Below are 20,894 nucleotides of genomic sequence, written 5' to 3'. Positions count from 1 at the left end.
GTGGAGGGCTTTTGAGGTCTTGTTTCCATGATCATTGTTTTTGAGGTGAGTGAATGGAAACCCTCTCTTAATTTACTACTATTCTAGTCCACTTTTCGCTGAAGATTTACACAGAAGAACACACGGCGGGCATATACAAAATGAGTTTAATTCAGCTGTTGAAGCTTTTGATGGTGAAGATTTTGTCTACTTAGTATTTAAATCTGCTTGGGACTTCTTATTGGATATTGATAAGTTGAATGATAACAGAGGTGACTTCCGTTTAGCTTCTTATAAAGAAATAATCAATGTAGAGGATGGAGCAGAGCACAAGAGAGTTGAAGCTACCGTATATCTAAACCGGAGGGCAATCGGAAAATTCCTGCGAAAAGTAGAACAGTATATTCAAGAAAATACACAAGCCGGTAATCCGAAAAATCTATCACTAACTGCCAATATTGAAGAAATTCAAGCTGCTACACTTGAAAGTTTTTGGCAAGAACCTGAGTTGCGTTTCCCAGATATACAAGAGCGCAGATGGTGGGAAGTTTGGTTAACAAGAAATGATGGAGAATCGATTGAATCATTAAGGGCTTTTTTAGTAGATGTGTTTGAGGACAGCAATATTCAGCTTGGCGAGAAAGTATTGCTATTTCCTGAGCATTTCGTTTTATTATTAAATGCCACAGGACAAGGTTTAGGACAAACACTTTTGTATACTGACAGGCTTTCAGAACTTAGACAACTGAGAGATACTGCAGACTTTTTCACGGCACTTCCAAGACAAGAACAGCAAGAATGGGCTGCAGATTTAACTAGTAGAGTAGATATAGTTCCAGATAGCACTATATCAGTTTGTTTACTTGACACTGGTGTTAATCGCACTAATCCTCTTCTTACGAACTTGATTCCTGCAAGAAATCTAGAGAGTGTGAATCCTGCATGGACAACTGCCGATACTCACTTGCATGGACATGGGACGCCTATGGCTGGTCTAACATTCTATGGCGATTTAGCTGAAACCCTTGCTTCACGTGATAGAATAACAATCTATCACCAATTAGAAAGTGTCAAGCTTATAGAAAGAGGCAACCCACACAGCCCCGAATTATATGGATCGGTAACCCAAGAGGCTGTAGCTAGAGGAATTATACTGAACCCTAGGAATAAACGTATAGTGTGTATGGCGATCACAAGTGATAGTGTGGATCATAAGGGGAAGCCAACATCATGGTCTTCCGCAATTGACCAGCTATTGTTTGGTACGATCGATGAAAGAAATACCACAACATTGTTTCTAGTTTCTTCTGGCAATGTTCCATCAAATGATCGAATGAATTATCCTTTAAGTAATGCTGATTGTTCAATAAATGATCCTGCCCAATCATTCAACTCTATAACTGTTGGATCCTACACATTAAAAGATGCTATTGATCAAAGGCGCTTTCCGAATGCAACCTTGCTTGCAAATAGAGGTGCCATGTCACCTTGTAACTCTACATCGCTTTGTTGGAATAAAGCGTGGTGCAAAAAGCCAGATATTGTGATGGAAGGCGGCAACGAGGCAATCTGGAATGGAGGCACAATTGACCCCGATTCGCTTTTACTACTCAGCACGGGTTTAGGTGGAAATTCAATTTTTACAACTTTTGGTGACACAAGTGGTGCAACTGCATTAGCTTCAAAATTTGCTGCAGAATTATATAGTAGTTATCCTAGATTTTGGCCTGAGACTATCCGTGCATTGATAATACATTCAGCTGACTGGACACCAGCAATGCTCGGAAACCGAAACATTCAACAGCTGAGCTCACAAGAGAAGAAAGATTTGTTATCAAAAGTGGGATATGGTGTTCCTAATATGCAAAAAGCTCGATATAGTGCTACAAATTCGTTGACGCTTATTGCTGAAAAAAATCTAAGACCATTTAGAGTAGATGGTAGTCAAGTAAAAACCGACGAATTCCATTTGTTTAATTTGCCCTGGCCCTCTGAAGCGCTGCGTCAATTATTTGACACTACAGTAAAAGTGAAAATTACTATCTCATATTACATAGAACCTAATCCGGGAAGTAGAAGCTATGACTTAGCAACCAGTTACCGTTCTTTTGGCCTTCGATTTAAAATGATTGATCGGAATGAAAGTATCGAAGCATTTCGTGCAAGGATCAGTAGAACTATGAGGAATGATGATTATCAGCAGGAGGGCACGGAAAATTGGCTTCTAGGTAGCTTAGTTAGAGATAAGGGGTCGATTCACAAAGATATTTGGGAAGGCTCGGCAGCAGATTTGATTACTAGAAACAGAATTGCAGTTTATCCAGTTAATGGATGGTGGAGGACACGAAAAAAACTTCAGCGGTTTAATAGTTCCATACGCTATTCTATCATTGTCAGTATAGAAACACCTAACGAAGAAGTTGATATCTATACACCAGTGTTAAATGAAATTGCAATTCCAGTTTAGTGCAATTCATCTAATACCGACGGTACAATAGAATTTAAGTGCATTATTTATCACATGCAGTATTCAGATAAGGCGTTTTATAAGTGAATAAAATTCCCGAACGTACAAGAGTGCGACGCAACGGACTATTAATGGCAGCATCGCTGCCGGTCCCATAAAAAAATAAACTTCTCTTTTATTTCAATTGCTTCTTCACCAAACCGTCCAACAATTTTAGACTTCAGTCCATGTGGTCGTACGCCCGTTTGCCAAAGAGGATTAGTAAGCACTATGGGAAATGTGAATGAACTTTTTTGACCTGATTTCGAAAAATCCTTTTGAAAAATGAATCCGAGTTCTATATTTGTAGTGTACTATTTAAGTAGTACACTAAAACAGAGACAATGATTCAGCTTCAAAACCTGTCTTTTGCTTATAAGAAAAAACTCATCCTCAATGGGTTGACGCTTGATTTTGAACCGGGACACGTGTATGGCCTGCTGGGCAAAAACGGTACCGGCAAATCCAGCCTGCTGCGCAACATTGCCGGGCTGCTGCGTCCCCAAAGGGGCAGCATCAAAGTAAATGGCCATACCCCGTTCGACAGGCTCCCCCTTTTCCTGGAAGACGTGTTTATGGTGCCGGAAGAGTTTTACCTGCCCGACGTCCCGGTAAGCAACTTCATCGCATACTATGCGCCTTTTTACCCACGCTTCGAGGTGGAACAATTCAGGAAGTACATTTCCATATTTGAAATACCGGAAGACAATACGTTGCAGAACATGAGCTATGGGCAAAAAAAGAAAGTCCTGATCTCTTTTGCACTGGCCACCAGGGCCAGGGTTTTGCTCATGGATGAACCCACCAACGGACTCGACATCATTAGCAAAAGCCAGTTCCGGAAAATCATGGCCGAAGCCATGGACGATGACCAGTGCATCATCATCAGTACCCACCAGGTAAAAGACCTCGAGCACCTGATCGACCGTATTACCATTATCGACGAAGGCAGGATCCTGTTCAATGAAACCATGGATTCGATTGCCCGCAAATTGTCGTTCCGCTTTGCACACGGCCCCGAAGACATAGCAACTGCTTATTATAACGAATCATCTTTTGGCGGCACCGTGGTGGTTACGCACAACACAACCGGTGAAGAAAGTAAGGTTGACCTGGAATTTTTATACAAAGCCATTGTCACCAATCCTGCTACTTCAAAATCATTCCACCAATAAACATCTTTTATGAACCAATTTTTTGCGCAAAAACGTTTTTCGTTATTGGTGTTGAAGCACTGGGCAGACAATAAAAAGCGCTATACCCTTTCCCTGCTTGCATATGTGGGCCTACTCATCACCTGGTTCACGTTCGGCTTGATCATAATGGGCATTCCTGAAGGTTCGGGGCTGCCGGAGGAAGTTCAGCGCACCACGTTTTTCTTTTCCCTTTTTGCAGTGGGCACCTTTTACGCCAGCCAGTACTTTAGTGATCTTGGGTCAAGAGAAAAGGGCAGTCATTTTTTGCTGGTTCCTGCTTCTCATTTTGAAAAGCTGTTGTGCAGCGTATTCTTTACCATGATCCTGTTCCCGCTTTTGCTCATTGCCTGCTTTTACCTGGTTGATATAATCATGGTAGCGATCGCCAATTCATTTTCCGCGAACAGGCCAAACGGCGGCAGATCAACGGTAACAAACATTTTTGAAGTAGCGCTGATCAACTTCAATTCGAAGCGGGCCATTTACCTGCTGCCTTTCTCCCTTTCAATAACCTCACTTTTTCTGCTCGGTTCGGTATACTTTAAAAAGTACAACTTCATCAAAACCATCATCACCGGTTTTGTTGTGTGCCTCCTGTTTTTCTTCCTTGTATATGTGGTCACACAACATATACTACCCGAAAAAGCAGACGATTATTACTTTTCGAAAATTGCACATTGGTTTCCCACTTTCGTACAGGTACTTGCCTATGCGGTTGCTCCTTTATCCTGGGTTGCTGCCTACTATGTATTAAAAGGAAAACAAGTATAGCCCATAAAAATATTATCATGCAATTCAGAGAATCCATAGCAATATACCTGCAGATAGCGGATTACGTTTGCGAACGCATCCTGCTGAAGCAGTGGAAAAGTGGCGAGCGAATTCCGGCGGTGCGGGAACTGGCAGTACAGCTTGAAGTGAACCCCAATACCGTGATGCGTACCTACGAATTTTTGCAAGGTCAAAACATCATCTACAACCAGCGAGGCATCGGGTATTTTGTGGGCGACGAAGCCGTCCAAAATGCTACGAAATACCGGAAGACGGAATTTATAGAAAAAGAACTGCCTAACATTTTCCGGAACATATATATGCTGGGGATGGATATAGAGGAGTTGAAGCCACAGTACGAACAATTCAAACAACAAAATTTTGGTTAACCCTTAAAGATGTTTCATCATGGAAAAGAATAAGAATCTTCTGCTTGGTGCGGTATCAGTGCTTTTGCTGATCATCACCATTTATGTTGCATTGCTTGTGAAAAACACTGATGGAAGCGCTAAGCCCTTCAACCCCGGAGCTGCAACATCTAACGAATCAATGGAATGGCCTCAGCCGATTTTACTTATTGCACTCTAACCTGCACCGGCTGTTACATAATAGGACTTTTTTCAAATGTTAAGGAGCTGAGCGCTCATAAAAAAACTCTCGGGTTAACATCATCACCACGATTTAAATAACTACCAAATACGGCACAGGTTAAAGGCTCCCAAAAGGAGCATAGGGCCGCTGCATGCCTATACCAACCCCGAATTGCTCCCATCACTACAAAAAATAGTTTATGAAAATCTACATCACCTTAATATCCCTTTTCCTCTATTATACTACTACCGCGCAAAGTGGCGGTGGCATTTCGGGAACAGTTGTACAAAACGATAAACCAGCCGATGGTGCTACGGTTTACCTGTTGCGTGCAAAAGATTCTGCTACAGCCAAATTAGGAGCTACTGATAAAAAGGGCGCTTTTCTTTTTGCTGATGCCAAACCGGGGAAATACCTCCTTTCCGTAACGGCCGTAGGATACAAAAAAGCATTCTCGCAAGTGTTTGAAGTAACGCCTGAACGGGCCGGAGTGCAACTTCCCGCAATTACTTTATCGCCGCTGAGTAAAAACCTTGCCGATGTAACGGTAACTGCAAAAAGACCGTTGGTAGAACAACACATTGACAGAACGGTTGTGAATGTAGATGCATCCATCACCAACGTAGGCACATCGGCATTGGAAGTGTTGGAGAAGTCGCCCGGGATAACGGTGGACAGTGATGGAAATGTGAGCCTGAAAGGCAAACAAAGTGTGCTGATCATGGTGGATGGAAGGCCTACGCAATTGGGTGGTGCCGACCTTGCCAACCTGTTGCGCAACATGAGCTCGGCCCAACTGGACCAGGTGGAGATTATGACCAACCCACCAGCTCGCTATGATGCTGCAGGCAACGCTGGCGTGATCAACATCAAAACCAAAAAAGCGATCAAGGCCGGGATGAATGGCTCGGCAAGTGTGGCCTATGGCTATGGACGATATGGCAAAGTAAACGAAGGCTTCAACTTTAATTACCGGGAAGGCAAATGGAACCTGTTCACCAACCTGAGCCACAATTACAATAAGAATTACGGCATCATGTCGCTTGACCGGAATATCTACAACAGCACCACTGGTGCCATCGACAATATCTTTAACCAGGAGGCCACAAGGGTTTCGGCAGGCAATGCGTATAACGGAAAATTCGGCCTAGACTTTTTTGCAACCCCAAAAACCACGATGGGTGCCGTTGTTAACCTTAACTGGCGATCAATGTCGCAGAACAATCCGAACATTACGAACATAGCGAACGCTTCCAAGGTTCGCCAAAGCATCACCAGTGCTATTGTTGACAATGATTTAAGCTGGAACAGCATCAGCACCAATTTCAACATCCGCAGGGCATTGGATAAGAGGGGCAGGGAGCTTACTTCAGATATCGACTATGTAAGGCACGTTTCCGATAATGGCCTGTTCATGGTGAACTCTTATACCGATGCATCGGGTGATCCGCTCCGGAAAGCGGATACGCTGACGGGTTCTTTACCCCAATACATTGATGTTTACAGTGCACGGCTGGATTACCTGCACCCTTTTAAGAACAACGCAAGGTTGGAAGCGGGCATCAAAAGCAGCATCGTACGCACAGATAATGACGCCAATTACGATAGCATTCAATACGGTAGCATCATTCATGACTACAACCGCAGCAACCATTTTGTTTACAAGGAAAACATCAATGCTGCCTACGCCAACCTCAGTGCCCCATTATCAAAAAAGATCAGTGCGCAATTTGGACTGCGATTAGAAAACACGGTTGCAAATGGATTGCAGAAAACAACAGGTGAGGATTTTGACAGGAGTTATACGCAATTGTTTCCTACAGCTTATTTCCAGTACAAAGCAAACGCCAAACACAACTTTGGCGCAAACATCGGAAGAAGAGTGAACCGTCCCAATTACCAGAGTCTGAACCCTTTTATCCGGTTCATCGACAGGTACACGTTCAGCGCGGGCAACCCGGAACTGAAGCCTTCTGTAAGCAACAACATCGAGCTTTCGCATAACTGGAAGTCGCAGATTACCACCACCATCAATTACACGTACATCAAAGACATCATACAGTCCGTAATCCAGCAGCGAGGCGAGGAAGCCTACAATATGCCTTCGAACGTTGCCTCGCTACGACAAATCGGAATTGCGGTGAATGCGGCCACGCCCATCCGGAAATGGTGGACCAGCAATATCAGCATCAATGTATTCAATGACAACATCAAAGGTGATGTGGCCGATTTTTCCATCGATCGTTCTGCAACCAATTTCACCTTCAACGGCATACAGCAGTTTAAGGTAACCAAAACATTGAGTGCGGAGATCAGCGGCACGTACAGGGGTCGGGGCCTGAATGGGGTAATGCGTACCAGCCCGGTAGGCCAGGTAAGTGCAGGCGTGAGCACGCAGGTGTTGAAGAGCAAAGGAACGATTAGACTTTCTGTCCGCGATATTTTCTGGACGCAGCGGCTAAGGGGTGTAACGCAGTACGGCAATGTGGATGTGCAAATGCGCCAAGTAGCCGAAACAAGGGTGGCTACGCTTGGCTTTACCTACAGCTTTAGCAAAGGAAAAAAGATCGCACCGGTAAAGCGAACTGCAGGCAGTGCGAACGACGAACAAAATCGGATTGGAAACTAATGGGTACGCCAGCAAAAAAAATGGTCCATGAATAATTCTTGCGCAATAAAAACCACAGGCCTTTCTTATCACTATTCCAAAAATGTGCAAACGCTGTTTGGCATAAACCTGAATGTAGAGAGGGGAAGCATTTATGGCTTCCTGGGACCTAACGGTTCGGGCAAAACAACTACGCTTAGCCTGTTACTGGGTTTGTTGCCTCATCAAAGAGGTGATATTGAAATTTTTGGCCAGCACCTGCATGCCAGCCGGATCAATATCCTGAAGAAAATAGGGTCACTCATTGAAACGCCTTCACTGTACAGCCACTTAACGGCAAAAGAAAACCTGGAAATATATCGCCCATTTTATGGGGTGAAGCGGGAACGAATAAAAGAGGTGCTGCAAATTGTAGGACTGGAAGACACGGGTAAAAAAACAACGAAGAAATTCTCGCTGGGTATGAAACAGCGCTTAGCCATTGCCGTTGCACTTTTGCCCAACCCCGAACTACTGATTTTAGATGAACCATCCAATGGATTAGATCCAGGCGGCATCATTGAACTGCGCCAATTAGTGAAGGACCTGAATCAACAGCATGGGATGACCATCGTGATCTCGAGCCATATTCTTTCGGAAGTAGAAAAAATGGTGAGCCATCTCGGCATCATCTACAAAGGCAAGATGCTGTTTGAAGGCACCCTGCCGCAGCTGCACGCATTGCGGCAAAAAGATGCGCGGCTGCTGATCAAAACCTCGGATAACACGGCGGCGCTCCCCTTGCTGGCCACATACGGGCCACAGGTAGTGGGTGATGCGATTGCTGTTCACTGCAGCAGCAACAACGACATCGCTGCCATAGCCAGAAGTGTTATGGAGTCCAACCTTGATCTTTTCCTGCTACAACCGGAAGAAAACAACCTGGAACAACTTTTCATCAACCTTACAACTGACGCATCGTGAGTATACTGCTATCGCTCCGTTCCGAAACATTAAAGTTGAAACGAACACTTGCCGTTTACCTGTGCGTGGCGGCTGCTGCTTTTGGCCCGCTCATGTCGTTCCTGGAGCATATGGAGCCGGACGAAAAGCTGCAGCAAGGCCTGCCATGGACCCAGCACTTCCTGGAAGGTCGCGAACCGATTTGCATAGCGCTGCTGCCGTTTTATATTATCCTGGTTTGTGCCTTGATGATGCAGATCGAGAACCGGGATAAAACATGGAAACAGGTGCTCAGTTCGCCACAGCCCAAGATCAATATCTTTCTTGGAAAGTTTTGGGTGCTGCAGGGGATGGTGCTGCTGTTTCTCCTCTCCTATAATCTCTTTACTGCCCTCACTGGGGGCATTATCGAAATTATGGACCCTGCCATATACGGGGGCAAGCTTGATCTCTACCAAATCCTAACGGTGAATATGCAAACCTGGATACTGAGCCTGGGATTAAGTGCCATTCAATTCTGGATTTCGCTCCGGTTCCGCAATTTCGTAGCACCGCTTGCAATTGGGTTGGTCGGATGGTTTATGTCGCCCATGATGCTGTTTCAATTTAAAACAGACCTGGTAGAATATTTCCCATATGCGTTTACTATTTTAAGTGTGATGCCCGATTACAAAGCAAACATTGTAACCTACCAATGGTATGCGATCATCACCGCCGTGGTGTTCCTCAGCATTGCGTACATCCAATTCCGGAATCGAAGGGTTAGTGCTTAATTAGATCAGCAGGTAGCGCAAAGAAGGGAAAGTGCTCTTATCGCCGGCTTGAGCCTTCGGGGGTTCTGTCCACCCGGGGTCTCGCCACAGCATCCGGCACACAAAGCCATCTGCGAAGACCCCGGGCGGACATCAAAAGAGACCCCTGAACTTTTACGTTTCAGGAGTCTCTTTTGTTCCATGTATGCCAGGGGTCTTCGCGTATGTTTTTTCTATAATTGATTGCAGCCGCTAAATAGCAACCCAGCCTCCGTCCACAGAGATGCAACTTCCTGTGGTGAAGCTGGATGCAGGACTGGACAGGTATAAAGCAATCCCTCCTATTTCATGCAGCTCACCCCAACGGCCAACCGGTATTTTAGCAACAAAAGCTTTATACTTTTCCGGGTCATTCAATAGGGGAAGATTTATTTCAGTAGCAAAGGGGCCAGGCAAAATTGCATTGACCGTAATGCCTTCGCCTGCCACTTCCATAGCAAGGGAGCGGGTTAATTGCAGTATGGCTCCTTTACTGGTAGCATATGGTGTACGATCGGGAATAGCGGTTAGGGATAACATGGAGCCCATGTTGATGATCCGACCATAGCCCTTTTGCTTCATAAACGGAATTACTGCGCGGCATGCCAGCCAGGAACCGGTAACATTTACCTGTTGCACCTTATTAAAATCTTCAAGCGTTATGTCTTCAATCGGGCCGCGGATATTGATGCCGGCAGAATTGACCAGAATATCAATTTTTCCAAACTGCGCTATGGTCTTTTCAACAGCGGCTTGAATGCTCCCTTCCTCCGTCACATCACAGCAGTTGCTGATCACGGCAACACCATAATCGGCTTGCAATTGTTTTGCAGCCGCTTCATTAACGGCCGTATCGCGGGCTGCAATGGAAATGGCGGCACCCCCTTCGGCCAGTGCTTGTGCCATTGAAAGACCAAGGCCCCGGTTACCCCCTACAATCAATGCTACCTGCCCGTTTAATTTGAAAAGATCTAGAATGCTCTTTTTCATGCCCCAATTTTACGGTTTTACGCTTGCTTTGATCGCTGTTTCTTATTCGGTTTTCCCGAGCTGACCCACTTGGTTATCCATATAGCGTTAGTATAAACCGCAGCCAGGGCCCGTGCTCGTTGCAGCCCGCACTGTAGCCCTTTTCCATTCTCCCTACATTTGTAACTACGATTGGTGAAACGGGTATGGAATGTGCAGCCTACAAGGGCACAGGGGCAAAAACGAAATCATTATCAACAAGTGCATACATGTCGAACATGAGAATATTTTTTACGGGCGGATCGGGAAAAGCTGGAAAACACGTGATACCCTACCTGCTGGACCAGGGGCATAGGGTAATGAATGTAGACCTGGCGCCTTTGAACCACCCAGGTGTAGATAACCTGGTAGCCGATATCACGGATTCGGGGCAAATGTTCAATGCCCTAAGTTCATACGCCGGGCTGGATGAGTTGGAAGGAGGTAATGGCATACCAAAATTTGATGCGGTAGTACATTTTGCTGCCGTGCCCCGGATCCTGATCAGGCCTGATAATGAAACGTTCCGGGTGAACACCATCGGTACCTATAACGTGATTGAAGCAGCGGTTAAGCTGGGCATCAAAAAGATCATTATTGCTTCGTCGGAAACTACTTATGGGATTTGCTTTTCAGATGGCAAAACAGACCCGAAGGTTTTGCCCCTGGAGGAGGATTATGATGTTGACCCTATGGATAGCTATGGCTTATCGAAGGTGTTGAATGAGCAAACAGCCCGCGCCTTTCAACGCCGGTCCGGCTTTGACATTTATGCCCTTCGAATTGGTAATGTGATTGAGCCACACGAATATGCCGAACTGTTTCCGCATTACTTCAAAAACCCGGAAGTACGCCGCAGGAATGCATTCTGCTATATTGATGCCCGTGACTTGGGACAAATTGTTGATCTGTGTTTGCAAAAAGACGGCCTTGGCTACCAGGTGTTCAATGCAGGTAATGATCACAACGGTGCCATTATTCCCAGCAAGGAATTGGCTAGCCAATTTTTTCCCGGTGTGCCCATTACCCGCGAATTGGAGGAACATGAAGCCCTGTTTTCCAATCGAAAGATCCGTGACATATTAGGGTTCAGGGAACAACACAATTGGCGGAAATATGTAAAAGGCGACTGAGTGTTATTTTAAAATGCTGGGTAAACTGCGGCCTGCTGTGTGCCTTGAATTTTCGTAGGTTCATTTGGGTATATAGCACCTTCTTGTTACTTATGCGCAGTCGCGGCAATGACTCGCTTCAATACAAACAAGAGCATAAAAACATTCGCTACACACCAGCAATGGCGGTAAAAGCTATCACCCCGGAATTTTGCCATAGGGGCTGCGCACAGGGCTAGCTGCGAAGACTTCTGGCCGACAGGAAACACATTTAGTATTGTTAGTTCAATCTACTTGCTAATACCTGCTCCAATGACTCGTTATTTTTTTCCAATGAACTCCAAATAATTTTGCCATAAGGGTCAAGTAAAAATTGTGTTGGTAAAACCTGTACGGCAGTAAACAACTCCCTCAAACTATCAGCAGCGTGGATGTTGATCCAGGCTCCAACCTGGTCGGCTTTCACCGCATTCAGCCACTGGTTTTTGTCTTTATCTGTGGAAATACCTATAATATTAAACCCCCTTTCAGCATATCGGGCATGGATCTCTTTAAGCTGAGGTACAGCCTTTCTGCAGGGCAAACACCAACTGGCCCAGAAATCGACCAGGACATATTTTCCTTTTTGATTAGTTAAAGAAAAGTTTTTGCCTTCTATATCAATAGTTGTAAAGTCTGGAAAGGGGTTACCTGCAAGCAACTTTTGTCGATTAGCGATTTCAATTGCACATAACTTACCAGCTCTGCTTTTTTTGATCTTGTCAGTTAAAGTGCTATAGAGGGTAATTGCTTCATTGGTATAAATTGAGTTCATTATAGTTAATAACTCCGTTGGACTCACATACGAGTCAGGGTGACGTTTTATAAACTCCATTCTTAATTGCTTCTTCTTTGTTCCAACTGCTACAAGTTTTTTTTCCAGCTCGTGCATCTTGTTTTGCTTGTTGGTATCTAAGGAGTCAGCTGCATTGCCCTTAAGCTTCTTGTGCTCTTCCGCTATTAATTCAGCCAATTGATCCAGTTCCCGCAACTCCATATTGAGCACATCATTTTCCTTTTGCGTGTTACTACCTTCAAATTTCAAATCCGAGAATTTGTTTTCCTCAATAAGCACTTGCTGCTCCCCTACCTCCAGAAAAAAATCTGCATAATTGCCAGGTCTATTGGATCCAATAAAATGTGCAAAAGAAGGTTCACATATCTCGCCTTTAAAATTAAAATATCCATCCTTTAAATAAGATGTATCCTTTATAAATACCCCTGCCGTGTTGGGATACCAAAGGACAATGATACCAGTGTCCCGATTTACAAGTTTGCCTGAAATAGAAAATGCACCAGGCTTGTCAACTGCACCATTTTGCCCATAACTTTTAATGACCCCGGTTATTAGGATGGCTAGCAGATAATACCTCATATGATTAAGGTTGGTTTATGGTTTCTATTGTTTATGAAGTGAATGGCCTTCAATAAATTCACAGAAAGTCTTCGATCTGCAAATCATGAATGCCCTTCGGCTTGCATAAAAGCTTTTGTACGCAACGCCAACCTATGAGTATCAATTTTTATATTTCCATAAACAAAGTCTCATTTTCTTTAAAGCATCAAAGTTTACTTTTTAGCTATTATTGATTTGTGGTATTGTTTATTCCAGATTGCATTCGTACCAAATCATTGTTTTGCCCCACCCTTTTTCCGGAATAGCAGATAATGTTGAATGGGCAGGAACTGCCCGTTCCGTGCCAGCTCAAAACCACTGACAGCCAGTTCCTTTTTGGCTTGCGCCACGCTCATTTTATGCAGCTCTTTTATGGGAATGGACGGGTCTTCGGCGCGGTACTCCAGCAACAGCAACTGTCCTTCCGGTCGCAGCGCTTTGTACAGGGCCTGCAGCATTTCCCGCGGGTAAGCCAGCTCGTGGTACACATCCACCATAATAGCCAGGTCGATGGAACCATCCGGTAGGTTGGGTGCCTGCTCACCCCCTTTTACCACCGTTACATTTGCTGCACCTTCCTGCGCAGCGCGGGCCTTTAGCGAACCCACAAACTCGTCCTGCACTTCCACGGCATACACCCTGCCCTGCGGCACCCTGCGGGCCATGCGAAAAGTATAGTAGCCGCTGCCGGCACCAATATCGGCCACCACGCTGCCCGGTGCAATGGGCAGGGCGGCAATGGCGGCATCGGCATCTTCCTCCAGTTGGCGGGTACTGCGCTCCAGCCAGCCGGCTCCGTTTGCACTCATTACATGCGCAATTTCGCGGCCCAGGTACAGTTTGCCAATACCATCGCGGTGCGGGGTTTTAAACGTATAAGCCGTATCGGTGGCAGGGCTGGCGGTGCCGCCACCTACGGGGCTGCACCGCTGCAGCGAAAGGCTCACCAACAGGGTAAAGAGGAAAAGAAAGGATTGCATATGCCATCAAAACAAACACCGTGCTGTGCTGGTTGCGGGCCGGGGTAATTACTGCGAACAAAGGACCGGCCACCATACACAGCCACGGCCTGCTACGCTGTTTGCGCTGCCTGGGGCTGCTGTGCGGGAAGCTTGGACATATCCATGTAAAACACTTCCCAGGTGTGGCCGTCAACATCTTCGATGGTGCGTTGCTGCATAAAGCCATAGTCCCGCAGCTCGGTTGGTTCTATTCCGCCAGCGGCCAGCCCGGCCTCCACCATGTTGTTCACTTCACCCACACTGTCAACTGATAGGGAGAACAACCCGGCCACCGCGGATTTGGTGTCGGCAATGGGCTTGTTGATAAAAGAGGAGAACTTGTCGTGGGTCAGCAGCATTACATAAATGCTGTCGCTCCACACCATGCATTTAGCGGTATCGTCGGAGAACTGCGGATTAACCGTAAAGCCCAAAGCCGTATAAAAGGCCGCAGATTGTTGCAGGTTTTTTACCGCGAGGTTGATAAAGATTTGCTTTGCCATGTTGGGTGATTTTTTGTTTTGAATGCAGCTGTTGCTCGTTTAGATTTTGCCTTGGTGCCGTGCATCATAATCCACCATCCATTCGATGCCATATTTATCGCGGAACATGCCAAAATAAGAGCCCCAGGGACTATCCTGTATCGGCATTTCCACCTCACCGCCTGCCGATAGTCCGTGGAATATTTTGTCGGCTTCCCCGCGGCTTTCTGCGCCAATCGAAATCTTGGACCGGTTCTCCCGCTCATTTGTTTTGCCCATGGCCTCCGGCACATCATTGCCCATTAAAACGTTGGGGCCAATGGGCAGGGCAATGTGCATGATCTTTTCGGCTTCGTGTGCTGCAATGGGATGTCCGCCGGGCGGCAGGTCTTTAAAACGAACAATGTTGGCGAACTCGCCACCAAAAACCGATTTATAAAAATTGAATGCTTCTTCGGCGTTTCCGTTGAAGTTGATGTGCGGGTTGATCAGTGCCATGGCTAAATTTTGTTGTTTCAAAAATAGGTGGTAGCCAACAGCCTGGCCGGGGTGGTTGCGACAATGTAGCGTGTTTTTTGCGTCAGGTGAGTGCATGCGATGAAAGCGAAGTCCGCCGCGGGGGCTTCGCAAGATGGCCTGTGTGTGGTGGCCTTGTGGAGAGAGCCAGGCAGAAAGTAACGTTCCTTAAACAAGGATATCAATATTTATTCCAAATAGATAAGCAGCATCAACTGAGAAATCAAGCAAGACCGAATACAAAATAAACAGGAAGGTCAGCCTATTAATGGCCAATAACGTTACTCTAGAAATGAAGAAATTCGACTCTGAAGTTCATTAATGCAACTTAGCAACTGAACCATTTGCTCGTGTGATATATCTTTTGCGTGTGCATCAATTCGATAGCGGTTAATCATCTGCATTGACAATTCAAAATAGTTTCTATCGGGAAACACCTTATTAAAATCATCCCAGTTTTTTAAGATATAGGTCTTCAAATCATTTAGATAAATTTCACCTTCGTTAAATATACCGTGCAGATCAAAAGCATTCAACCGATTGCGTCTATTTTCTTCAACTGTAGAAAGAAACCTTTCTTTTCCTTTAAGAGCACCATAGTTTGCTTTGATAAGCATTTTCACTGCTTTTCTTAAATCCAATTCGAGAACATTCCTTTTCTCTGCAACCAATTTCCACTTATCCTCTATTGGCAAATTAACTTTAAGCAGTTTTGTTTTTTCTAAAAGATATTTCTTAATCGCTTCTATCTTTATGTGATATCGCGTATCGGATTTTTCAATAAGATTATATCCAATTAAGTGCTCAACCATTTTATCGAAACCACTAACTCTTTCTTCAAATGTTTTGAGGTCTTCGATTGCTAATAGTTCTATCAACTCATATTCAGAGGGATACCATTTTTGAAGAATACCAATCATCAACTCGATGTAATCCCTTAAGTGAATGTCATACAACTCTTTATTTTCTTTATACATGTACCGTGACACTTGAACAGGCCTATTTTTTGACAACTGTTGGTGCATTTTTGAACAAACCTGCCTAATTAGGAAAGGGTGCCCCCCATAGTCTTCAGATAAGTACGTGTAAATCTCTTCATCGAAATTCATACCCATATAATTACCTATACCACTAACCATATCCTTTGTTGATTTTGTATCAAAGAATTTTAAGTAAGTAGCTGTTATCATTCGGTATATCGGATTATCGAATCCGTTTATCACGCTAGTTTCTATTGCTTTTGGATTTACTCCAGCAATTATAAAAGAGAACAGGTTAGGTCTTTTTTGATAGATAGCTCTTATCGCCTGCCAAAAATAGATAAAATCCCCTCCTTCAAACCAATGCTGTGATGGTGAGATTCCAAAAGTTATACTTTCAATTTCATCAAAGATTATTAAAATACGCTTTTGATCAATTTGAGAATTTATATGCAGTAGATCGTTTTGGAATCTTTCCGAGGCATTCAAATCACTGTAGGAATCACTAGATACTTCAATATCAATCTGCAAATCTGATTTTAAATATTGTACTGTATTTCTTATTACATATTCTAAAGCATCAAACCATCTTCGCAAATGGAAAGATGGCTCTTGGCAATCAAGAAAAATTGGGATTTCGTTTCTAAAGGCAAGATAACGTCTCAATGCAAAAAGAACAGAAGTTTTCCCAATCTTCCGCAAACCGAAAAGTCCACTATTTTCACCGGTTTTGAACTTATCATAAAAGAACTGGACGACTTCATTCCTTCCAAAGAAATAAGTATCGTTTTGAAGTGGGGATTCAAATGCAAATAAATCTCTGCCGTAGAAAAACTCCTTTAACCGATGCAAAATAGTTTGCTTTGCATCCCCCTTTAGAAAATCTAAATATGAGAAAGGAATAACTATTCGACTCTCCGCATTATGCTGAACGTGTGTTCTTACTTTTTCTTTTAGTTTTTTGTCTTTGCTTACAAACAAGACGCATAACTTATCTAACCTATTCTGAAACTCAAATAAAAGTTTATCAACATAGTCGAACGAGCGACCATCAAAATGCTCATTATCACTAATAAGTACTAATATTTCGTTTTGAAGACGATATTTTTCTTGAAGTTCAGATGTTGGCTTCAGAAAGCCGTATACGTAATGATAGTTCTTAAATACAGTAGCTTTAACAAAAGTGACTTTAAAAACCTTGGCTAATAAACTGATAATATTCTTTTCATTGATTGAAATTCCTGGAACGTTTAAAGTGATGTGTTGTAAAATTCCAACTTCCATGCTTTTGATAACTGTAGACATAATTATTTTTAAAGTAAAAACTCAATGCTAGTAAAATAAAAAGATAGACTAATATATGAAAATGGTCATCGAGTTGGCAACACCGTAGCTATAATTTCTCGCCATCCCAAACTTTTTTCAAAAAGCCTTCTGTAATGCCTTTGTAGCAAAACGCTAGGATAGAACAATTGCCAATACACCTTTTCCAACCGTTACGCCCCACGTACCATCTCCCGACAGATCGTTGCTTCCTTTTCAAGAGCACGGTTTTTGTTTACTCCGGCAGCGGTCTCGTAAGGATAAAAGCTAAATGTGTTTAGGTAAATTTGGGGCTGTTTCCTTTTGCATGAGCAGAACTGCAATAGTCGATATAAAACTCTGGGTCTCGCCACAAAGCCAAACCACATAGGCCGACTTGCGAAGACCCCGGGCGAGCTGCGAAATGATTGCAATGTTGGGTGACTGTTGCCAATGACCAACGCCCCCTTAGTCCACAAGGGGCCTGAAGCGATGCCGCGGGCTGATAGTAAATCCTTACACAGTGGTGGCTGGTGCAGCCCATGCATAAAAGCAATGCGGCACACCAACAATGGCGCGGACTACAGCGCTTCTACGATGCAGCAGGCAGGATGAAACATGATCGTGCGGCTACACTTGGCCGTTAGGCCCAGCTTACAAACTACGGATATACAGTTCTTCCACCTTTTTCCTGGCCCAGGGCGTTTTGCGCAAAAACGTGAGGCTCGATTTGATGCTGGGGTCTTTGATAAAACAATTGATGCGGATGCGCCGGCCCAGCTCTTCCCACCCAAAATGGGCAACGAGGTGGTTGAGGATGGCTTCCAGCGTTTTGCCGTGCAGCGGGTCGTTTGATACCATTGCCAATATTTATTTTTTTCCCGGCCGCTTTTTAGGCTTGCCGTATTTGAGCATCATTTTTTCCTTGTGGCTAACCCGCACATTTACCTTCATATTCTTGGCCGATTTCTGGTGAAAAGAAGCGCCCCGCTCCTCTTTTTTCGGCAGGTCAACGGGCGGCACTTTCATGTGTACCTTGGGCAGTTCATCGTCGGTAAGCCGCGTTGATATTTCGAGGTGCGGCGGCAGGTCCAGCACCGGTATCTGCAGCTGCATAAACGCTTCGATCTCCTCTTTTGCTGCACTGTCCCTTTCCGTAATAAAACTAATGGCATGCCCTTGGCGGTCGGCACGGCCTGTGCGGCCAATGCGGTGCATATAATTTTCGGGGCTCTCGGGCAGGTCGAAGTTCACCACATGCGTCACTTCGGCAATGTCGATGCCGCGGGCCACAATATCGGTGGCAATGATGAGGCGGTATGTACCGTCCTTAAAGCGCTGTACGGTTTGAAACCGGTCGTTCTGCGCTTTGTTGGAGTGGATGATCCCAATGCTATCGCCAAATGCGGGTTCGAGTTCGGCAAACAGGTCGTCGGCCAGGCTTTTGGTGGCGGCAAACACCAGCACTTTCGACATCGTATGGTCTTCACGCAGCAACAGTTGCAGCAGCGCCACCTTGGTATAAAAGTTCGGCACTTCGTAAGCTGCCTGTTCAATCTGCTTCAGCGGTGTGCCGGCAGGTGCGGCTTCCACCCGCACCGGATTGTCGAAATAGGTATCGAGCAGCGCAGACACATCTTCGGTTAGCGTAGCCGAAAACAGCAGGTTTTGGCGGCGCTGCGGCAGCAGGTCCATGATGTTTTGCAACTGAGGCCGAAAGCCCAAGGCCAGCATTTCATCCACCTCGTCGATCACCAGCTTTTTGATGGATTTTATTTTGAACGCACCGGTCACGGCTAGGTCGTACAGGCGGCCGGGTGTGGCCACCAGCACATCGCAACCAGGCTGCAGCTCCAGGCGCTGCGTGTTGATGTTGACGCCGCCATATAGCCCAATGGTGGTAACGCTTAATTGTGCCGCCAGGCGGTTTACGGCATCCACTACCTGCACCACCAGTTCGCGGGTGGGTACCAGCACCAATATCTGCGGGTCTTTTGTTTTGGAATATTTCCATTGGTTGAGCAGGGGCAGCAGGTACGCCAGTGTTTTGCCCGTGCCGGTTTGTGCAATGCCGCAAACATCGGCGCCACTCATTACCACCGAAAACACCCGCTCCTGTATGGTGGTGGGTGTGGCATAACCCAGGTCGGTTACGGCATTCAATAAACGTTTCTCCAGCTTAAAATCCTCAAATCGCATGTTCATAAATGTAGTGCGAAGGTAGGAAGCAGAACGGTGGTATGCTTTGCTAACCGCAACCAGGATGCAGTGCAAGTGGTGGCTGTTAAACTATTTTTACGCCCCATGGTCTGTAACTAATCATGCACCCGTTTATGAGCAAATCCATTCTGCTGTTTTTCACCCTGTTGTTGCTTACCTCGTGCAAGAAAGACACACCGAACAATCCGGAGAACGATGCCGCTTATTATCCCGGAAATGATGCTGCCTGGGAAACCCAAAGCCGCAGCAGCCTGGGCTGGAACGAGGCAGCGCTGGAAGACCTGAAAACATTTTTACGGCAAAAAAATACGCGGTCGTTTATGATCCTGGTGAACGGCCGTATTGCGGTGGAAGAATATTTCAACGGGCACACGGCTACTACCGCATGGCAATGGAACAGCGCAGGAAAAACGCTGGTAACAGCCACGGTAGGCATTGCGCAGCAAGAAGGCCTGCTGCGCATCAACAACAGCGCTGCGCAATACCTGGGCGCCGGCTGGACCAGCGCACCGCCGGAAAAAGAGTCCATGATCACGCCCAGGCACCTGCTGTCGATGACCTCGGGCCTCAACGACCAGTACGAGCTGGTGCGGCCAGCCACGCTTACTTACCTGGCCGATGCCGGCACGCGGTGGTCGTACCACAACGTCTTTCAAAAACTGATGGATGTAGTGGAAAGTGCAGCCAACCAAAAGTTTGAAACGTATTTCAACACACGCCTCCGCAACAAGATTGGCATGGAAGGCTTTTGGGCCAATGGCGTCATTTTCAGGGTTTACCACAGCAACACCCGCAGCATGGCGCGGTTTGGGCTGCTGGCGCTGCACAAGGGCAAGTGGAACAACGAGCAGGTGGTGGACGAGGCTTTTTTTAAGGAAAGCATTGCGCCTTCGCAAAACATCAACCCATCTTACGGCTACCTATGGTGGCTCAACGGCAGGGCCAAGCATATGGTACCCGGCAGCCAGGCAACGTTTGGCGGTGCGCTGGTGCCCAATGCACCGGCGGGCATGTATGCGGCCATGGGTGCAGAGGACCAGCGCCTGTACGTGGTGCCCGAGAAAAATATGGTGGTGGTAAGAATGGGAGAAGTATCGGACCCGGCCAACCCACGGTTTGCAGTGTCGGGTTTTGATGCAGCGCTGTGGGAAAAGATCAATGCAGTGATCCGCTAGCGGCATTGGCGGTGCGCATTATCGGCATTTTTTGAATGGCGTTAAATGCAACCGTGTGGGTTACTGGCAGCGCTTAATATTTTTCCGGTTAAACTGATGGTCTTTGCTTGTGGGGTTGCAGTTTTGTTTGTCGAATGCTATCTTAAAAACTGTTGTATAACTCCATTACTCTCGACGTCTTCACTGGGAAGCCTATGTGCATGGGCATTCGGCTGTCCGCCTAGGGTCTTGCAACAAAGCCAGCGTACATAGGCCTGATGCGAAGACCCCGGGCGAACA

Annotated in this window: 18 protein-coding genes; 10 read left to right on the top strand and 8 right to left on the bottom strand. The window is 45.7% G+C overall.

Going from position 1 to position 20,894, the window contains the following annotated elements; genetic code table 11:
- Positions 1-49: 49 nt before the first annotated feature.
- The 8 genes from DRJ53_RS17900 (at position 50) to DRJ53_RS17865 (ending at position 9,366) form a co-directional block, all read left to right on the top strand.
- Positions 50-2,446, top strand: coding sequence for a S8 family peptidase (locus DRJ53_RS17900; RefSeq protein ID WP_114237032.1), 2,397 nt, complete (start codon positions 50-52; stop codon positions 2,444-2,446).
- 383 nt (positions 2,447-2,829) lie between these two features.
- Entirely contained in the window at positions 2,830-3,660 is an 831-nt protein-coding gene (locus DRJ53_RS17895) for an ABC transporter ATP-binding protein (RefSeq protein WP_114237031.1), read from the top strand.
- A 9-nt stretch (positions 3,661-3,669) separates the two neighbouring features.
- Positions 3,670-4,452: a hypothetical protein gene (locus DRJ53_RS17890; protein ID WP_114237030.1), complete on the top strand. Its 783-nt coding sequence runs from the start codon at positions 3,670-3,672 to the stop codon at positions 4,450-4,452.
- Between the two features lie 17 nt (positions 4,453-4,469).
- Complete coding sequence (locus DRJ53_RS17885) at positions 4,470-4,841, top strand: GntR family transcriptional regulator (protein WP_114237029.1); 372 nt, start codon at positions 4,470-4,472, stop codon at positions 4,839-4,841.
- Positions 4,842-4,860: 19 nt separating this feature from the next.
- Entirely contained in the window at positions 4,861-5,040 is a 180-nt protein-coding gene (locus DRJ53_RS17880; protein ID WP_114237028.1) for a hypothetical protein, read from the top strand.
- Positions 5,041-5,242: 202 nt separating this feature from the next.
- Positions 5,243-7,672 (top strand): TonB-dependent receptor, encoded by a 2,430-nt coding sequence (locus DRJ53_RS17875; protein WP_114237027.1) that lies wholly within the window; start codon positions 5,243-5,245, stop codon positions 7,670-7,672.
- Between the two features lie 27 nt (positions 7,673-7,699).
- Positions 7,700-8,614: an ABC transporter ATP-binding protein gene (locus tag DRJ53_RS17870; protein WP_114237026.1), complete on the top strand. Its 915-nt coding sequence runs from the start codon at positions 7,700-7,702 to the stop codon at positions 8,612-8,614.
- The gene (locus DRJ53_RS17865) at positions 8,611-9,366 is read left to right on the top strand and encodes an ABC transporter permease (protein WP_162303917.1); all 756 of its coding nucleotides are present in this window, start codon (positions 8,611-8,613) and stop codon (positions 9,364-9,366) included. Before DRJ53_RS17870 ends, DRJ53_RS17865 begins: the two co-directional genes overlap by 4 nt.
- Positions 9,367-9,597: 231 nt before the next feature.
- Here the strand turns inward: DRJ53_RS17865 and DRJ53_RS17860 are convergent, their stop codons facing one another.
- Entirely contained in the window at positions 9,598-10,374 is a 777-nt protein-coding gene (locus tag DRJ53_RS17860; protein ID WP_114237024.1) for an SDR family NAD(P)-dependent oxidoreductase, read from the bottom strand.
- Between the two features lie 257 nt (positions 10,375-10,631).
- Between DRJ53_RS17860 and DRJ53_RS17855 the strand changes: the two genes are divergently transcribed.
- Complete coding sequence (locus DRJ53_RS17855) at positions 10,632-11,525, top strand: NAD-dependent epimerase/dehydratase family protein (protein WP_206609819.1); 894 nt, start codon at positions 10,632-10,634, stop codon at positions 11,523-11,525.
- Between the two features lie 259 nt (positions 11,526-11,784).
- Here DRJ53_RS17855 and DRJ53_RS17850 read toward each other — a convergent pair whose 3' ends face one another.
- From DRJ53_RS17850 to DRJ53_RS17820, 7 genes are all read right to left on the bottom strand, one after another.
- On the bottom strand, positions 11,785-12,918 hold the full coding sequence (locus tag DRJ53_RS17850; protein WP_114237023.1) for a TlpA disulfide reductase family protein: 1,134 nt from the start codon (positions 12,916-12,918) through the stop codon (positions 11,785-11,787).
- Between the two features lie 254 nt (positions 12,919-13,172).
- Positions 13,173-13,919, bottom strand: coding sequence for a class I SAM-dependent methyltransferase (locus DRJ53_RS17845; RefSeq protein WP_114237022.1), 747 nt, complete (start codon positions 13,917-13,919; stop codon positions 13,173-13,175).
- A 92-nt stretch (positions 13,920-14,011) separates the two neighbouring features.
- On the bottom strand, positions 14,012-14,443 hold the full coding sequence (locus tag DRJ53_RS17840; protein ID WP_114237021.1) for a VOC family protein: 432 nt from the start codon (positions 14,441-14,443) through the stop codon (positions 14,012-14,014).
- A 39-nt stretch (positions 14,444-14,482) separates the two neighbouring features.
- Complete coding sequence (locus DRJ53_RS17835) at positions 14,483-14,920, bottom strand: VOC family protein (protein WP_114237020.1); 438 nt, start codon at positions 14,918-14,920, stop codon at positions 14,483-14,485.
- Between the two features lie 299 nt (positions 14,921-15,219).
- Positions 15,220-17,223, bottom strand: a complete 2,004-nt coding sequence (locus tag DRJ53_RS17830) for an ATP-binding protein (protein WP_114237019.1) — start codon at positions 17,221-17,223, stop codon at positions 15,220-15,222.
- A 651-nt stretch (positions 17,224-17,874) separates the two neighbouring features.
- Positions 17,875-18,081: a VF530 family protein gene (locus DRJ53_RS17825; RefSeq protein ID WP_114237018.1), complete on the bottom strand. Its 207-nt coding sequence runs from the start codon at positions 18,079-18,081 to the stop codon at positions 17,875-17,877.
- 9 nt (positions 18,082-18,090) lie between these two features.
- Positions 18,091-19,425: a DEAD/DEAH box helicase gene (locus tag DRJ53_RS17820; RefSeq protein ID WP_241558600.1), complete on the bottom strand. Its 1,335-nt coding sequence runs from the start codon at positions 19,423-19,425 to the stop codon at positions 18,091-18,093.
- A gap of 128 nt (positions 19,426-19,553) precedes the next feature.
- On the opposite strand from DRJ53_RS17820, the gene DRJ53_RS17815 reads away from it, so the two are divergent.
- The gene (locus DRJ53_RS17815) at positions 19,554-20,615 is read left to right on the top strand and encodes a serine hydrolase domain-containing protein (protein ID WP_114237041.1); all 1,062 of its coding nucleotides are present in this window, start codon (positions 19,554-19,556) and stop codon (positions 20,613-20,615) included.
- The last annotated feature ends 279 nt before the right edge of the window (positions 20,616-20,894 follow it).

This window comes from Paracnuella aquatica (genome assembly GCF_003332885.2).
In the GTDB taxonomy this organism is placed as follows: Bacteria; Bacteroidota; Bacteroidia; order Chitinophagales; family Chitinophagaceae; genus Flavisolibacter; species Flavisolibacter aquaticus.
Note: the sequence above shows the minus strand (reverse complement) of the source record. Positions and strands in the feature narration are given on the sequence as shown.

Coding starts and splice junctions, on each gene's coding strand:
- DRJ53_RS17885 (WP_114237029.1), top strand. CDS start 4,470: ATGCAATTCAGAGAATCCATAGCAATATACCTGCAGATAGCGGATTAC.
- DRJ53_RS17890 (WP_114237030.1), top strand. CDS start 3,670: ATGAACCAATTTTTTGCGCAAAAACGTTTTTCGTTATTGGTGTTGAAG.
- DRJ53_RS17840 (WP_114237021.1), bottom strand. CDS start 14,443: ATGGCAAAGCAAATCTTTATCAACCTCGCGGTAAAAAACCTGCAACAA.
- DRJ53_RS17860 (WP_114237024.1), bottom strand. CDS start 10,374: ATGAAAAAGAGCATTCTAGATCTTTTCAAATTAAACGGGCAGGTAGCA.
- DRJ53_RS17855 (WP_206609819.1), top strand. CDS start 10,632: ATGAGAATATTTTTTACGGGCGGATCGGGAAAAGCTGGAAAACACGTG.
- DRJ53_RS17870 (WP_114237026.1), top strand. CDS start 7,700: ATGAATAATTCTTGCGCAATAAAAACCACAGGCCTTTCTTATCACTAT.
- DRJ53_RS17825 (WP_114237018.1), bottom strand. CDS start 18,081: ATGGTATCAAACGACCCGCTGCACGGCAAAACGCTGGAAGCCATCCTC.
- DRJ53_RS17895 (WP_114237031.1), top strand. CDS start 2,830: ATGATTCAGCTTCAAAACCTGTCTTTTGCTTATAAGAAAAAACTCATC.
- DRJ53_RS17835 (WP_114237020.1), bottom strand. CDS start 14,920: ATGGCACTGATCAACCCGCACATCAACTTCAACGGAAACGCCGAAGAA.
- DRJ53_RS17880 (WP_114237028.1), top strand. CDS start 4,861: ATGGAAAAGAATAAGAATCTTCTGCTTGGTGCGGTATCAGTGCTTTTG.
- DRJ53_RS17830 (WP_114237019.1), bottom strand. CDS start 17,223: ATGTCTACAGTTATCAAAAGCATGGAAGTTGGAATTTTACAACACATC.
- DRJ53_RS17875 (WP_114237027.1), top strand. CDS start 5,243: ATGAAAATCTACATCACCTTAATATCCCTTTTCCTCTATTATACTACT.
- DRJ53_RS17845 (WP_114237022.1), bottom strand. CDS start 13,919: ATGCAATCCTTTCTTTTCCTCTTTACCCTGTTGGTGAGCCTTTCGCTG.
- DRJ53_RS17815 (WP_114237041.1), top strand. CDS start 19,554: ATGAGCAAATCCATTCTGCTGTTTTTCACCCTGTTGTTGCTTACCTCG.
- DRJ53_RS17850 (WP_114237023.1), bottom strand. CDS start 12,918: ATGAGGTATTATCTGCTAGCCATCCTAATAACCGGGGTCATTAAAAGT.
- DRJ53_RS17820 (WP_241558600.1), bottom strand. CDS start 19,425: ATGAACATGCGATTTGAGGATTTTAAGCTGGAGAAACGTTTATTGAAT.